Consider the following 14,580-nt stretch of genomic DNA (forward strand, 5'->3'; position numbering starts at 1 on the left):
TGGTAAAAAAGTAGGCTACACCATGTATTTGGCGTAACCTACTTTTAAATTCACTTTTATTTGCTTACTGGTGGTACTGTTTCAGTTGTGCTTAAATCTATTTCCTTTGCATTGTCTAGCACATCTTTTGGAATTGTAATTGTCGTCACAGCATTGAAATCATGGTATTTGATGGTCATTTGCTGTTTTGTTTTGATCGTATTGCCCTCTACTTTCATGCTTAATGTCATATCCATAGCAATTTCTTCTACATCAAATGTTTTTTTATTAATTACTAATTTGTATGTGAGGCTATCAAAAGACATATTGCCTAATTGTCCATCCAAATCAGCATCCATTCCTAAATCCATGGAACCAATCTGTTGCTTCACCAGCTCTGTGAATTTATCACCAGCACCTTTCAAGGTTAATTCATAACGGTCCGCTGTTTCCTTTAAAGTGAAATCCTCAGCAAATGATTGAAGCATTTCTAATTGCTCAGCTGCATCTGGCTGCATGCCTGTTTGACTTAGAACATCTTCAAATAATTGTTTCGGGAATTTTACCCAAGCCTTCTGGTCTGCCTCATACATATACATACCATCTTTAGCCGTCATATACATTTTAATTGGCAAATTAATCGCTTCACCACTTGTTGGATCTGTTAATGACATGGTACCATCTGCAAAGAACTGCATTGGCTCTGTAACAATTTCCATCTTCATATTGCCTTTAGAATCCATTTTCATGGTTTCCTGACCATCATTTGCTTCTACTGACTGTGAAATCGTCATAGAAGCCTTCATGCTTTTTACCTCTTTTTGCTTGGCTAATGCTTTAGTAAACACTTCCTCTAACAAAGCACTATCATTTGTTGTAGTAGGTTTTTCTTCAGTTACTGGCTCATCTTGAGGTTTTTCCTCTTTTTCTTCCGTTGTAGGCTGTGTATCCACAGTTAAGCCTAAGGCGTTAACAATAAATGTCGCCAACTGACCACGCGTTACATTTTTATCCACCCCAAATTCTGTTGCCGTAATGCCCTTCGCAATTCCTGTTTCATACAAGGCTGTTACAGCATCTTCAAATGGGCTATTTTGTGGTACATCCGTAAATGGACTCTTTCCTTCTGCTGTCAAGCCTGTTGCCTGTGCCAACATAACCGCCATTTGACCACGTGTAATTGTCTCATCAGGTCGGAAAGTATCATCCTCATAGCCATTTACAACACCTAAATTAACCAATGTAACAATCGCCTTATAATATGGACTAGATGAATCTACATCTTTGAAATTAGGATTTTCAACATTTTCCATATCCGTTGTCGTAAGATCGAAAGCCCCTGCAATCATCTTCACGGCTTCTCCGCGTGTTACGTCCTGTGTTGGTTTAAATGTTCCATCAGGAAAACCATTAATTATATCAGCTGCATGTAATGTTGAAATACTTTTAAAATGTGCATAATCTTCACTTACATCTTTAAATGGACTAGCTGCCGATGCAGGTACAACAGCTACCGCCGTAATGGCTACCGCCGAAGTTGCCGCCATAAAAAACTTACTTTTTTTCTTTGTCATGATAATTCTTCCCCCATTTATGTAAAAATTTAAAGACTTACCCTTTAATTTTATATAAACATTTGGGAAAATGCTATGTATTTGGAAATTTTCAAGCTTCTTGTTTTTTCTCTCTGTCACATTTAGCGTTTTATTCGTCACTTTTGCCTCTCTATCCATCACTTTCTCCGTTTTATCCGTCACTTTGGCTATTCTCTCGTTTTCTATCGATTACTTTATAAGGAATTTTATCCTCGCGATTTTTGCCAGGCTATTCATCACTTTTTGTGTTTTATCCGTCACATCTGCCTCGCTATCCGTCACTTTCTGTGTTCTATCCGTTACTTTTATCTTCATCACTTTATAAAGATTTCAAGACCAAACAAAAAAAGCCGACCTCCTAAGAGATCGGCTTGTGAATGGTATGATTACTCAGCAGCTTTTGCGCGTAGAACCATTTGTAGGATACCACCATGACGGTAGTAGTCTACTTCTACTTCTGAGTCGAAACGAGCTAAAGCTTGGAAAGTTTTAACTGTGCCGTCTTCAGATTTAGCAGTTACTGTTAAGATTTCACGTGGTTTCACGTTATCAGTAATGTTTACAGAGATTTCTTCTTTACCAGTTAAGCCTAATGTTTCAGCAGATTCACCTGGCATGAATTGTAGTGGAAGAACACCCATCATTACTAAGTTAGAACGGTGGATACGCTCGTAAGATTGTGCGATAACAGTTTTCACGCCAAGTAGGAATGTACCTTTCGCAGCCCAGTCACGAGAAGAACCCATACCGTAGTCGTTACCAGCAAGTACGACTAAGCCAGTACCTTGCTCTTGGTATTTCATACATGCGTCATAGATGTACTCTACTTCGCCTGTTGGCCAGTAAGTAGTGAATCCACCTTCTGTACCAGGAGCAACTTGGTTACGGATACGGATGTTTGCAAATGTACCACGCATCATTACTTCGTGGTTACCACGACGAGAACCATAAGAGTTGAAGTCACGGATTGCAACACCGTTTTCAATTAAATATTTACCTGCAGGTGTATCTTTACCGATCGCACCAGCTGGAGAAATATGGTCAGTTGTGATTGAGTCACCGAACTTCGCCATAATGCGTAAGCCGTCTAAGCCTTTAATAGCTTCTGGCTCTTTTGCAAGACCTTGGAAGAATGGTGGGTTTTGGATGTAAGTTGATTTGTCATCAAATGTGTATAGAGACTCAGTTGATGTTTCAATTGCATTCCATTTTTCGTTCGCTGTGAATACAGTTTCGTATTCTTTTTGGAATAATTCACGGTTAACTACAGTACCTAATACTGCGTTAACTTCTTCAGTTGAAGGCCAGATATCAGCGAAGAATACTTCGTTGCCATCTTTGTCTTTACCGAATGAATCTTTTTGTAGGTCAACATCCACTGTACCAGCAAGTGCATAAGCAACAACAAGTGGTGGAGAAGCTAAGTAGTTAGCTTTTACAAGTGGGTGTACACGACCTTCGAAGTTACGGTTACCAGAAAGAACTGATGTTACAAATAAGTCATTTTCTTTAATTGCATCTTCGATTTCAGGTAATAATGGACCTGAGTTACCGATACATGTTGTACAACCGTAACCTACAGTGTTGAAACCGATTTGGTCAAGGTAAGTTTGTAAACCTGAATCTTCAAGGTAACCAGTTACAACTTTAGAACCTGGTGCTAAAGAAGTTTTAACCCATTTAGGTACTGTTAGACCTTTTTCTACAGCTTTTTTCGCTACTAAGCCCGCAGCAATTAATACGTATGGGTTAGATGTATTTGTACAAGAAGTGATTGCAGCGATTGCAACAGCACCTGTTGGAATTTCTACATCGCCTTCAGCGAATTTTGCTACAGATGTTTTTGCAAATTCATCTTCTGTTAAACCGAAACCTTGTGTACCTTGTGGTGCCACTACTGCTTCTTTGTAACGAGAACGCATTTGAGATAGTGGAATTAAGTCTTGTGGACGTTTTGGACCAGAAAGGTTTGGTTCGATTTCAGCTAAGTTTACTTCTAGTACGTCAGTGTAAACTGGCTCTAAAGTTGGATCGAAGAACATGTGGTTAGACTTTAAGTAAGATTCTACAACCGCGATGTGCTCTTCGTCACGACCAGTTAAACGCATGTAGTTTAATGATTCTTCGTCAATTGCGAAGTAACCACATGTAGCACCATATTCAGGAGCCATGTTAGAGATTGTCGCACGGTCAGCTAGTGGTAATTTAGATACGCCAGGTCCGAAGAACTCAACGAATTTACCAACTACGCCACGTTGACGTAATACTTGTGTTACTTTTAATGCTAAGTCAGTAGCAGTAGTTCCGTTTGGAAGGTCGCCAACTAATTTAACACCGATAACTTCTGGAATTGGGAAGTATGAAGGTTGACCAAGCATACCTGCTTCAGCTTCGATACCACCTACGCCCCATCCAAGAACGCCAATACCGTTGATCATTGTTGTATGAGAGTCAGTACCTACTACTGAATCTGGGAATGTTTCGAATGTGCCGTCAGCATTTTCGTTTACGTGTACAACTGGAGCTAAGTACTCTAAGTTTACTTGGTGAACGATACCTGTTGCTGGTGGTACAGCACGGAAGTTATTGTAAGCAGTTTGAGCCCATTTTAAGAAGTTATAACGCTCAGCGTTACGTTCAAACTCTAGGTCCATGTTTGCTTGTAATGCAGATGCATTACCGTATTTGTCAACTTGTACTGAGTGGTCAATTACAAGGTCAACTGGAATAGCAGGGTTGATTTTGCTTGGGTCGCCGCCCATTTCCTTCATTGCTGAACGAAGAGATGCAAGGTCAACAACTACTGGTACACCAGTAAAGTCTTGTAATACAACGCGAGAAGGTTTGAATGGAACTTCTGCTTCTGGATCAGCACCATTGCCCCATTTTGCTAATTCGTTTACGTGCTCTTCTTTAATTACATATGCATCATATTGACGTAAAACAGATTCTAATAATACTTTAATTGAGTAAGGAAGGTTTGAAACTTTTGCAACGCCAGCTTTTTCAATCGCAGCTAAGTCATAGTAATTGTAAGTTTTACCATTCACTTCGAATGATGCACGGCTGTTGTGTAAATTACCTTGTGCCATTTGCGGATCCCCCTAAATATATCTTTTTGAAAAGGCTTTAAAAAGTGTAGCATCTTTTCTCCAATACCCATGATAACGCATTTATATTCATAAGTAAATTACATTAATATTATCTTTTTTGATAAGCATAACTTATGACCTTGGTTTCTATCCTGATGTTTTTAATTTTTTGATGTGCATACTATCAAGGTTTTGTTTTTATGAGGGTTTCTATACCTATGTAACTAAGTGTATTTAAATGTATTTAAATGGGGTACGATGTGGGGTACAAATTGGGGTACATGAATTTTTTCTAAAAATTGTACCCCATAAGAAAATAATAAAAAAATTCTTCACCCGGACAGGTTTATTTATATAGTAGAAATCATAACAAAAAAATTATGTAGAAATACTTCTACTTTTAGAAATATAATTAACTTCTTCGCAATTAAACAAAAAGAACCATTCTATGGCTATTTAAATACAAATTTAATCTATATTTATAATACTGACAACGCCTTCCATTTATTGATACACTTTTATTAATACAACTCATACAAGGAGCAAATAATATATGAAGAAACTCATTTTAAGCGCATCACTTATTTTTACACTTGCCCTAACTGGATGCGGTGAAAGTGATTCCTCAAAACCAAAAAAAACTGTAAAGAAAGTATCATTAGAAGAAAAAAGCAAAAAATTTATAGATGAAAATTTAGAAGGTAAAACAATCGTAGATTTTACAAATAAATTACTAACTGTAGAAGATGAAAAATTGGTGGATATGATTATTCTTGGTCATAAAAACGGACAACAATTTATAGATGATTTTGATATTCTTGGTAGAAAAGCAATGGCCACTGGTGTAATCACAGAATTTGTATTCGAAAGTTCTAATATTGGTCAAAAAAGAAGAAGAGAAGGTTCAACTACTGCTATGCGTGCAGATAAGTTTATCATATATATGGGCAATAAAGACATTGAAAACTTCGAGTTTATTGATTACGATGAGCTCTATGATAAAAATAAAAATAAAGACGAATTTTTCTTAGGCACTTATCCTGAAGAAATAACTAATTTCGCAATAATCGATTTGGATCAAGAAGCTGATTTAACTGCTGGACAACAAATAACAGTCGAAGGAACCATTGCAAACTACGTTCTAAGAAAAGATTATTTAGACGAAAGTAAAGTTGACGAATTTAATGTTTTGATAAATGATTCTGTATTAAAATAGAAAAATAACCAGGTACTCATTCTGAACTGCACCCCGTCAAGTAGACAGTGGAAATAATAAAAAATGTATTAAGCGGCTTGAGTCCTGAATTCTAACGGACTCAAGCCGCTTAATCTTTTCTGATAACGATAGTAATTATAAAAATGAATATAATCACCAATCGCTAGTTTTAACTCTTCATATGAATCGTACTTATGTAAATAATATTTCTCACACTTCAATGTGCCCCAAAATGATTCAATTGGTCCGTTATCAATACATCGACCAATACGGGACATACTCTGTGTCATATTGGCAGTTTCCACAATTCGCTTAAATTCCTTTGATGTATATTGAAAACCTCGATCACTATGTATTAATGGCTGTTCGCCTGATTGTAATGATTGAATAGCTGATTTTATTGTTTTGAAAACAAGGGAATTATTATTCGAATGACTGAACACATAACTCACAATTGAACCATCATATAAATCGATAATTGCACTTAAATAAGCTTTTTTCCCATTTCCATACTTAAACTCTGTGACATCTGTACACCATTTTTCATTGGGCTTTTTCGATGTAAATGCTCTATTTAATACGTTCTCCGCCACATGATGTGCTGGGGATTTACGATAAGGCTTGCGCTTTCTACGAATAACAGACTTCAATCCACTAATCTGCATTAGACGATAAATACGCTTTTCGTTAACCATCGTTTGATTATGTTCTTTTCGCTGACGATTGATGGTCAACGTTGTACGACGATAGCCGTAAATACCATCTACTTGTTGGTAAAGGAGATGAATGTCCTTTAAAATTGCTTCATTTTCAACTTCTCTGTTAGAGGGCTTGCGACTTAGCCACTTATAGTAAGCTGCACGCGAAACATCAGCTATTTCACATAGTAAAAGAATCGAAAGCTCTTCCTCTCGATGTAATTCTTGAATCGCTAAATAGCGTTGCTGTAGACGTATTTGGCTTAACGATGCCTCCTTTCGATTTCCTCTAACTTTTTTAAAAATAAATTTTCTGCACGTAAACGTTCATTTTCACGTTCAATACGCTGAATCTCTAATTTCAATTTCTCCTCAACGGTTAATTCGACTTCATCTTTTGTGCGACCACGACGATCACGTAATCCCTCTTCACCGTTCGTTTCAAATTTCTTCGTCCATTGATATACCTGTTGATACGAAACACCATAGGTGTGCGCTGCCAACTGATAATTTTTCTGGTGCTTCAAACAGTACTCGACAATCTCAATACGTTCTTCAAAAGTTGTCTTTCTTCCTTCTGTTATAGCTTGACTCATTCCTTTACCTGAATCTTTTATTTCACTATGACTAGTATACTTTTTTACCCAGCTTTTTAAAACGGAGGTACTGCTAATCTCGTATTTCGCCAACACCTCCATCTGTGAATAATTTCGTTGAATGTAGTCCTCCACAGCCGCTAATTTTAACTCTTTTGAATAGAACTTACATGAAGTAGCTTCTTGTAATCCTTCACGTCCACCTGCCTCAAATTTCATTTTCCATCTATGAAAAGTTTGATGATCTATTGAAAACCTTTCACACAATTCATTGATAGAATAGTGACCTTCTTCGAACAATTGAAGGATATATAGTTTCAACTCGAGTGGATGTTTGCTTCGCCCCATAAAAAATACTCCCCTTAGATAAACAGATTTTATTTTTTCATCTGTCTACCTAATAGGGAGCATATCATTCGAGCGCCTGGTCTTTATTTTGGTGACTGATTAATAATTTTTCTACCTGGGTTTTAGTGCCATATTAGCATAGCGAAGCACTACGTCATTTCCTGCTGTAGCTATATGCACATCACTAAAATACTCGTCTATCTTTTCTACCTTTACTAACCTAATTTTGTATTTTGCCAACCACCTTTTTGAATCGTAATAATCTTGGGTTATGTCTTTTAGTAACCTTTCGAGGATTGGCAAATAAATTTTACTCAGTTTTAAATTTTCAATTACTGGGAAATCACGTTGCAATGATTGTACTGCCATTTCTAGAATTAAAAATTTATGAAAAAGTTTCCGTTGTTCAGGTTTCAGCATACAACCGAACGATCCTTGTGGCTGATTGGAACAACTGCTAATACATTATCAATCATAAATGTGCGCTTGGCTTGCCTTGTAAAACAATACGCCTGAAACGAATCACCAACAATTTTAATAATCTTGATACGCCTTTTTGACACGTTGCTGTCCTTAGCTATGTACATCATATTTAATAATTGGTTCCGTTGCATTGCTTTAATTAGTTGTTCCCTCATCATTCCACACCTCTCAACAGGAACATTCGTTTGCATTATTTTAGAACAAACGTTTGTATTTTGACAAGTATTAATTTGTGGGAATAAAAAAGACCAGGTACTCAATTGAGCGCCTGGTCCTTTTGGGTATGAGAGTTTTGTTAAAATAAATTCGATAATATCAACAATGTTGGAACTTGATTATTTTATGATGGTTGGTATTATTAATAGTAATATTGAAGAAGAAATTAAAGTTAAAGTTAATTTTTTTGATAGTTTTTTTTGATTGGGACCTTCATAAAATCCTGAGAATTGTAATTTATTACGATATAGAACGAACAGTATAATGTATACTGCTATCCCTGGCAACCAGCCATTATCATTACCAATATTTATTTGTAAAGTTGAATAAATGGACTTTACTACTCCCCAAATAAGAAAACCAAAAACTATACAAATAAAAATGATTCTTATTAATTCTAAGAATACACTCATTGTATTCGATCTTTTCCCACTAACTTTAATCATCCCCTCTTATTCCTATTCGAATGCTCGTACTGAATAAGATGAACCAGACGTTGTTGTAATGCGTATTTTAGCATTAGTATATGTATATACAACGCCTACTGCACCATAATCTTTCATTTCATTAAGAGTAAAAGCCTTAGAAAAATCCTTTGTTTTTGTACTATCTATTGAACCATCATAAACAACACCAAATCCATTACCTCCAACAACTCCATAAGCAGAATTAGTTACCGAAAGTTCAGCTTTAGAGGTATCATGTCCAGAATTGAAATTAACAGTTATTCTTCCACCATAGCTATGGCTTAATAGATTGATATTAGAAGTAATAGCTCCCGAAAATTTAATTTTACCAAATCCGCCAGTTTTATCAAACTTCTCTGTATATGAGCTTTCAAACATACCCATCCCAAAAGGTTGTATATCACCTGTTTGACTAGTTTGCTCAACTTTATTATTAGCATAGTTTTGAACAAATTCAGTATCTTCCATAGAGAATGGTTCATATAATTCATATGTAGAGTTTATTTGTTCAAATCTATCATAAATTTCTTCTGATGTTAAATTCATATTAGCATCGTATACTAAATTTTCTTTATCTGTATTTATCATTTCTTCTGCAAAAGCAGGGGCAGTGCTAACACTAACTATTGCTGCAGTCAAAGCAGTTGCAGCTACAAATTTTTTACAAAACATTAATATCTCTCCCATATTTGAATTAATTTTAATATAAAATATATTTTTTTTGCTATAGCAGCTTAACTTTCCCTCGAGGTCATTTATTAACTTACCATCCAGGATAATACAATTTCAACAGTGAGTTCACGCCATTTTTTTGGCGTTACACCGCCATTTATTAACCATTTTTCTTTAATTCACGCCAAATCACGCCACTCAATGTATTTTTTTTTGGCGCACTTCACATTTCTTATACTATAATAGTAATGATATTTGTAAAAAATATGAATAAAGTGGTTTAAATATATATTTTGTGATTAAAAATCATTTAATCCCTGTTCACATATTTTACATATTTAAATAAAAAAGCCCATTACCAATTAAGGTAACAGGCTTCTGCTGCTAAGCGCTACGTTGTGCAATGATAATCTTCAATCCTTCAAAATCACCACTTGTCATAGTTCCATTATCGAATTTTTCAAGCCAGGACTTATCAATCACCTTTTTGTCTACGGCTTGTTGAATATAATCACGTACTGCAGCTTTTGCGGTTGTGCTTGTGAATTTCATCGTATCATCATCCTTTTCTGTTGGTTTCTCAGAATCTTTTGGTTTCATTGCTTCTTCAATTCGTTTTAAGAAACTACCCCAACGATCTTCACTTAAGATTCGGTGAGGGCAATATTTACCGTTCCAGTCTTGGTGCTTTTTCACTCGGTCAATACCCCAACCGAACTGTTTTAAAAGCACTGCAATGTATTGAACAGCATTTTCCTCTACTACTCCATAACGTACACCACCACTTTTGCTGTAACAAATTTCAATACCTATTGAAAGGCGATTACCTTTCTTTAAAGCGTTAGGGTCGGTACTACCTCCACCGTCCCCACAATGCCAAGCATTACGGTTGAAAGGGATTGCCTGAATAACCTCTTTATCATCAATACGTTATGTCAAATTTTTTATTCAGTATTACTCTTTCATAACTTCTGAATGGCAAATCATCAAAACATTTATGTTTGCTTCCTTCCCATACATCATCATTGATTTTTATTTTCAACCTTTTTATCTTTCTCATTTTCAAGGAAATCGTACTCACATTTATAGGTATAGTATGCCTTTAAAGTTGCCTTATAATAGAACCAAGTTTTTACGAATTCATAACAATAATAAAAAATGAGAAGTATAATAGATAAAAGCATAATCTCTTTAATATTTAAATTATTAAACTTCATACTTTTTAAATTATCAAATGTCAATAATATTTCTTTCACCAAAATATTTGTATCCGAGTTTAATAAAAGACCTAGTAAAAGGACAATTATCGGGACTGGAACTAGACTCTTCAGTATATCAATTTTCATTTTAATTACTTCTAAACTTTCAGCATAGAGCATTGATAAATAATAAAAATTACTTTTCGGTGACCTACCTCCAATTACATTTTCCTCGCTCTTTATTTCGTAAATATTATCAGAACGATTTAAATGTACCAACAGACCTTTATAAGAAAAATAATTTCTTACAACAATATAAATTATCACTAATATAAAAAATATTTTAAAAACTTTGTTGTCGAAGCTGACTACCTTTGGAATGATGTCATTGAAAAAGAAATACATAATAAACAAAATACTTATACTTAAGACAATATTTATAGACACCCTTTTTAAAACATAGTTTCTATTATACTTTTGATAATCATCTTTCATGTTTTCAATCCCCTTTGTATTATTATAAAAAACAAACATTCGTTCCTTTTATTATATCTTATGTTATTTCAAGCAAAAGTAAAAAATAGAAAGGGAATATTATATTTATTATAAAACCAAAAATTTGTATTATTTCATATTAAGGGATTTAGCCCCATATATAAGATATTCCGTAGTATGTGGAATTTTTCGTCTTTCAATTTGTTGAGAATTTACTATCAAAAGTAAGTACCCATGAAATCAACGAGGAGGAAAACTCTGCTCTTACTCACTTTTCAGCGCAAAATAAAAACATCCCGAAGGATGTATTAAAAAAAGGATAATTAACTTTTATGTCGAATATTGGTATTTAAGGAGGTGAATAACATGGCAACTTATATCGTAAATACTGGTCCTAACAAAGAGGTTCATCGTACTGCTTTTACAGTAGCATCTTGCAAAATATCTGAAATTAGTCCTTCTCACAGGGTGGATACTGATACTGACTATACTGTAGCTTATCCAAATGAATATGACGGATGTGCTTATTGTTACCCAGAAAAACACCGTAAGTAAGCTTTTACAAAAGAGGAGTTGGCAGACTCCTCTATTTAATTATTCCTAAATCTCTTTTATATTCGACACTATTTGATTGATGCCATTTTTTACAATCCAATTCTGTTAGACACCCACTCTTCAAAGGCATTATTGAAACACCATTATCTTTGCCATCTGCAGAGAAGTAAGGATAAGGGTTATACCCCAATTGTCTAGCTAAATTAATACTTTCTTGAACAATTAAAACGTGTGGTGGATATTCACGTTCTTTCCAAATTCCAAATCCATTTTGATATTCCACTATTTGCCCTGCTCTTCCGTGGCCGCAACAACATCCTATCGTTTTTATTCCTCTTTCATTTAAAATTTGAACTTCCTCTGCTATACATGCATCAACAGCAACCACATTTTTATTCTGATTCTTATTTATTATGTTTACCCATCTATAAACACCATATAAACACATATATTCACCTCATTATTTAGTATGCTCTTTAAACAGAAAAAATTTACATAGAATTCCACTCTCAAAACCACACCAAACTCTGCCCTCTCAACTCGTAGTGTTTTGGCTGTTTGATGCAGTTTTCAAAGCAAAAGAAAAAGCCTCCATCCGAAGATGAAAGCTTAAATATTGTGGTAATCCTAATATCGAGAGCTCACTTTTGACATCGTGGCAGAGCGTACCACGTTATTTCGTAATTGTGTTTTAGATTTATAGTGCATTTCCGCGCACTTTGTTAATGTAGTAAGTTTGACTAAAAGGTAAGTGGACGAAGTTCACATAAAAACCAAGCCATAATTTTGAGCAATATGAAACTCTGAATTGACACAAATACTGAAAATAAAAATACCGCGATTAGTAGCCAACCATAAACTTTTCGCTCTTGTTGAAATTCTCTAATTCCCCAAATTAACATTACTAACCCTAAGAAGAATATCGTTAAAAAATTCAACTGATAATTCTTTGTGATAAGTCCATAAGCTGAGAGTGATACTACTATAATTGAAAAAATAAATTGTAAAATTTTCAGCAAAACTACCATCACCTCTTAAATATTGTACTTTTATTATACAATACAAAACCTTATGTGGATATAAATTCCAATAGTTAGCCTTTAGATTAATTAAGATACCTAATCTCTTAAAAAAATATGGGCCGGCCGTGTATGTCACGCTCCGAACTAGTCTGTCAAGCGCTGGTCGGTCGTCGGTCTGTCTTTCCCTAATATTTAGGTTTTTATAAATACCAAGGGAGGAAAACCTTACCGCGCCGACCTACCTCCGAGTTTACATCATATTTTTTCTATCACAAAACATGCTACATGTTTTACATTTGTTCCTTTTGTTACATTTGTTCCTTTTGTTAAGCAAATATTCATTAAAATAGGTTTTCATCCACCGTTTAATACAAACACCTTCATACGTTATAGAGATGTTTTAAAAAGGAGGAATTATTTAGTGTATATTAATAATCCCTATTATCGTTATTATTTACAAAATAATCAACATAAACAACCGCCCGGAGAAGGATATAAATGGATTAATAAAAATGTAGATATTATGTTAAATAATGGTTCTAAGTTCTGTGATGTTCGTTTTATAGCTGTCCAACCATCTCCAACTGTTCCTGGTCTACCTGTAGAGTATGTTTGGGTATTTGATGACTATAGTACTGGTGGTGCTCCTGTCACAAGAAGTATTAATCCTATTGATGTTCTTGAAATAAATCAGTCAGGAACTATATGTGGTGGTCCTAGTGGTCCTAGTGGTCCTAGTGGTCCTGGTGGATGTCAATGGAGATGGGTTCCTCCTTTTGGATGGATTTGTATATAAAATATAAATACAATTCCAATCATTGTTTATGAATATTATTTAATAAATACTTCAATTAATTCCTTATACAGACCGGAAAAACTAATAATAGATGTATAACAATTACATCAGTACAAATAAATTTATTGCATAAAGATAGTACTTTAGGGGGGAAATTATTTAGTCCCTCTTTTTTTTGAGTTTTATACAACCCTAAAATAATAGAAACTATGTTTAACACACTATATAAGTGTAATGATACTACTATATAATTTAGACCAAATAATACTTTTTAAATCCTACTGCACGTTTGTTGAATTAAACAATAAATACAAAGAAACAGCATTTTGACTACTTTATCATCTGAACTAAAATATTGTTTCTTACCCTGAATATCGTTGTACTAGAAAGTTTCATGTGCTTTCCAATTGCACGCATACTATCTCCATCAAGCAATCTATGGAGCACCTCAATCTCTCGATCCCCATGCACTAAAGGAATACGTTTTTGAACCTCTGCAATCTTTTGCTCATATTCTTTAATCCGATAATTTAGCGAATATACACGACGTTGCACTTCTGTATACACTGGATCACTTGTGCCTCCACTAGCTTTAGGCAATGTTGCCTCAATCCCATACATAGCCGTTTTCGCCCCAATGTAACTATTGTTATTTACCTTTGCTACTGGCTGCCTTGCTTCCTCAATCGTTTCAACCATCCATCGATAATTCTCAATCCACTGAAGTAAATCCTCTTTTGTAACTTTAATTTGCCCTGTTAACATAGGTTTGCCCTCCTAAGTTGTGTTATAATTACTTATCTGACTAGCCTAAAAGGGCATAAACCAATTCGAGCTGTAGCGTCTGCAAACGCTGCGGCTTTTTAAATGTATAACTGGATAAAATTCGTACAAATTATATTATGTAGTGGCGAACTACTTACAGAGCTGCAGGGATTTTATCGCTGTGGCTTTTTTACTCCGAAACGCCTAACTTAATTTAAAATTGATACATAATATAAAAGTGACCTATCGAAATGTTATTCCTGTTATTCCTGTTACTCATATTATTCCTTGAGAACATCACGCCTAATGTTCCTTAAGGATAACAAAAACTGTGATCACTTTCTTAATTGGAAGTGGTCCTTTTTATTTTGGTAAAAAAATTATAA

The 14,580-nt window shown here is 34.8% G+C and carries 15 protein-coding genes and 1 pseudogene; 3 read left to right on the plus strand and 13 right to left on the minus strand.

Going from position 1 to position 14,580, the window contains the following annotated elements; genetic code table 11:
- Positions 1-56: 56 nt before the first annotated feature.
- On the minus strand, positions 57-1,553 hold the full coding sequence (locus MKY88_RS12745) for an S-layer homology domain-containing protein (protein WP_193832138.1): 1,497 nt from the start codon (positions 1,551-1,553) through the stop codon (positions 57-59).
- Between the two features lie 407 nt (positions 1,554-1,960).
- The gene (gene acnA, locus MKY88_RS12750; protein ID WP_069481547.1) at positions 1,961-4,666 is read right to left on the minus strand and encodes an aconitate hydratase AcnA; all 2,706 of its coding nucleotides are present in this window, start codon (positions 4,664-4,666) and stop codon (positions 1,961-1,963) included.
- Positions 4,667-5,219: 553 nt separating this feature from the next.
- Between acnA and MKY88_RS12755 the strand changes: the two genes are divergently transcribed.
- Positions 5,220-5,882: a hypothetical protein gene (locus MKY88_RS12755; protein ID WP_193832139.1), complete on the plus strand. Its 663-nt coding sequence runs from the start codon at positions 5,220-5,222 to the stop codon at positions 5,880-5,882.
- Positions 5,883-5,950: 68 nt separating this feature from the next.
- Here MKY88_RS12755 and MKY88_RS12760 read toward each other — a convergent pair.
- The 8 genes and pseudogenes from MKY88_RS12760 to MKY88_RS12790 all read right to left on the minus strand — a co-directional run bounded on the left by MKY88_RS12760 (position 5,951) and on the right by MKY88_RS12790 (position 11,056).
- Positions 5,951-7,524 (minus strand): IS3 family transposase gene (locus MKY88_RS12760; protein ID WP_340813836.1). Its coding sequence is split into 2 segments (ribosomal slippage): positions 5,951-6,882 and positions 6,882-7,524, totalling 1,575 coding nucleotides; the frame shifts between segments, so codons are not numbered across the junction.
- Between the two features lie 111 nt (positions 7,525-7,635).
- Entirely contained in the window at positions 7,636-7,944 is a 309-nt protein-coding gene (locus tag MKY88_RS12765) for an aconitate hydratase (RefSeq protein WP_340813837.1), read from the minus strand.
- Positions 7,938-8,162 carry a transcriptional regulator gene (locus tag MKY88_RS12770; RefSeq protein WP_069483361.1) on the minus strand — a complete coding sequence of 75 codons (225 nt, stop codon included), beginning with the start codon at positions 8,160-8,162 and terminating at the stop codon, positions 7,938-7,940. The genes MKY88_RS12765 and MKY88_RS12770 overlap by 7 nt, the downstream gene beginning before the upstream one ends.
- Positions 8,163-8,342: 180 nt before the next feature.
- Positions 8,343-8,669: a hypothetical protein gene (locus MKY88_RS12775; RefSeq protein WP_254664288.1), complete on the minus strand. Its 327-nt coding sequence runs from the start codon at positions 8,667-8,669 to the stop codon at positions 8,343-8,345.
- Between the two features lie 12 nt (positions 8,670-8,681).
- Positions 8,682-9,362, minus strand: a complete 681-nt coding sequence (locus MKY88_RS12780) for a hypothetical protein (RefSeq protein ID WP_340813838.1) — start codon at positions 9,360-9,362, stop codon at positions 8,682-8,684.
- A 384-nt stretch (positions 9,363-9,746) separates the two neighbouring features.
- Positions 9,747-10,058, minus strand: a complete 312-nt coding sequence (locus MKY88_RS24605; RefSeq protein ID WP_445669168.1) for a hypothetical protein — start codon at positions 10,056-10,058, stop codon at positions 9,747-9,749.
- A gap of 18 nt (positions 10,059-10,076) precedes the next feature.
- Positions 10,077-10,289: pseudogene (locus MKY88_RS12785) on the minus strand (N-acetylmuramoyl-L-alanine amidase); the annotation flags it as partial.
- A 95-nt stretch (positions 10,290-10,384) separates the two neighbouring features.
- Positions 10,385-11,056 (minus strand): hypothetical protein, encoded by a 672-nt coding sequence (locus tag MKY88_RS12790; RefSeq protein WP_340813840.1) that lies wholly within the window; start codon positions 11,054-11,056, stop codon positions 10,385-10,387.
- Between the two features lie 366 nt (positions 11,057-11,422).
- Between MKY88_RS12790 and MKY88_RS12795 the strand changes: the two genes are divergently transcribed.
- A complete protein-coding gene (locus tag MKY88_RS12795) occupies positions 11,423-11,611 on the plus strand; it encodes a hypothetical protein (protein ID WP_025114415.1) in 189 nt (62 codons plus the stop codon).
- A gap of 31 nt (positions 11,612-11,642) precedes the next feature.
- Here MKY88_RS12795 and MKY88_RS12800 read toward each other — a convergent pair whose 3' ends face one another.
- Together MKY88_RS12800 and MKY88_RS12805 are read right to left on the minus strand one after the other, a co-directional pair.
- Positions 11,643-12,059, minus strand: a complete 417-nt coding sequence (locus tag MKY88_RS12800; protein WP_025114414.1) for a hypothetical protein — start codon at positions 12,057-12,059, stop codon at positions 11,643-11,645.
- A 292-nt stretch (positions 12,060-12,351) separates the two neighbouring features.
- Positions 12,352-12,639 carry a DUF3953 domain-containing protein gene (locus tag MKY88_RS12805; protein WP_340813841.1) on the minus strand — a complete coding sequence of 96 codons (288 nt, stop codon included), beginning with the start codon at positions 12,637-12,639 and terminating at the stop codon, positions 12,352-12,354.
- Positions 12,640-13,054: 415 nt separating this feature from the next.
- Here MKY88_RS12805 and MKY88_RS12810 point away from each other — a divergent pair, with 415 nt between their 5' ends.
- The gene (locus MKY88_RS12810; RefSeq protein WP_340813843.1) at positions 13,055-13,429 is read left to right on the plus strand and encodes a hypothetical protein; all 375 of its coding nucleotides are present in this window, start codon (positions 13,055-13,057) and stop codon (positions 13,427-13,429) included.
- Positions 13,430-13,759: 330 nt separating this feature from the next.
- Here MKY88_RS12810 and MKY88_RS12815 read toward each other — a convergent pair whose 3' ends face one another.
- Positions 13,760-14,194 carry a hypothetical protein gene (locus tag MKY88_RS12815; protein WP_340813845.1) on the minus strand — a complete coding sequence of 145 codons (435 nt, stop codon included), beginning with the start codon at positions 14,192-14,194 and terminating at the stop codon, positions 13,760-13,762.
- Between the last annotated feature and the right edge of the window lie 386 nt (positions 14,195-14,580).

The organism is Lysinibacillus sp. FSL R7-0073 (assembly GCF_038009065.1).
In the GTDB taxonomy this organism is placed as follows: domain Bacteria; phylum Bacillota; class Bacilli; order Bacillales_A; family Planococcaceae; genus Lysinibacillus; species Lysinibacillus fusiformis.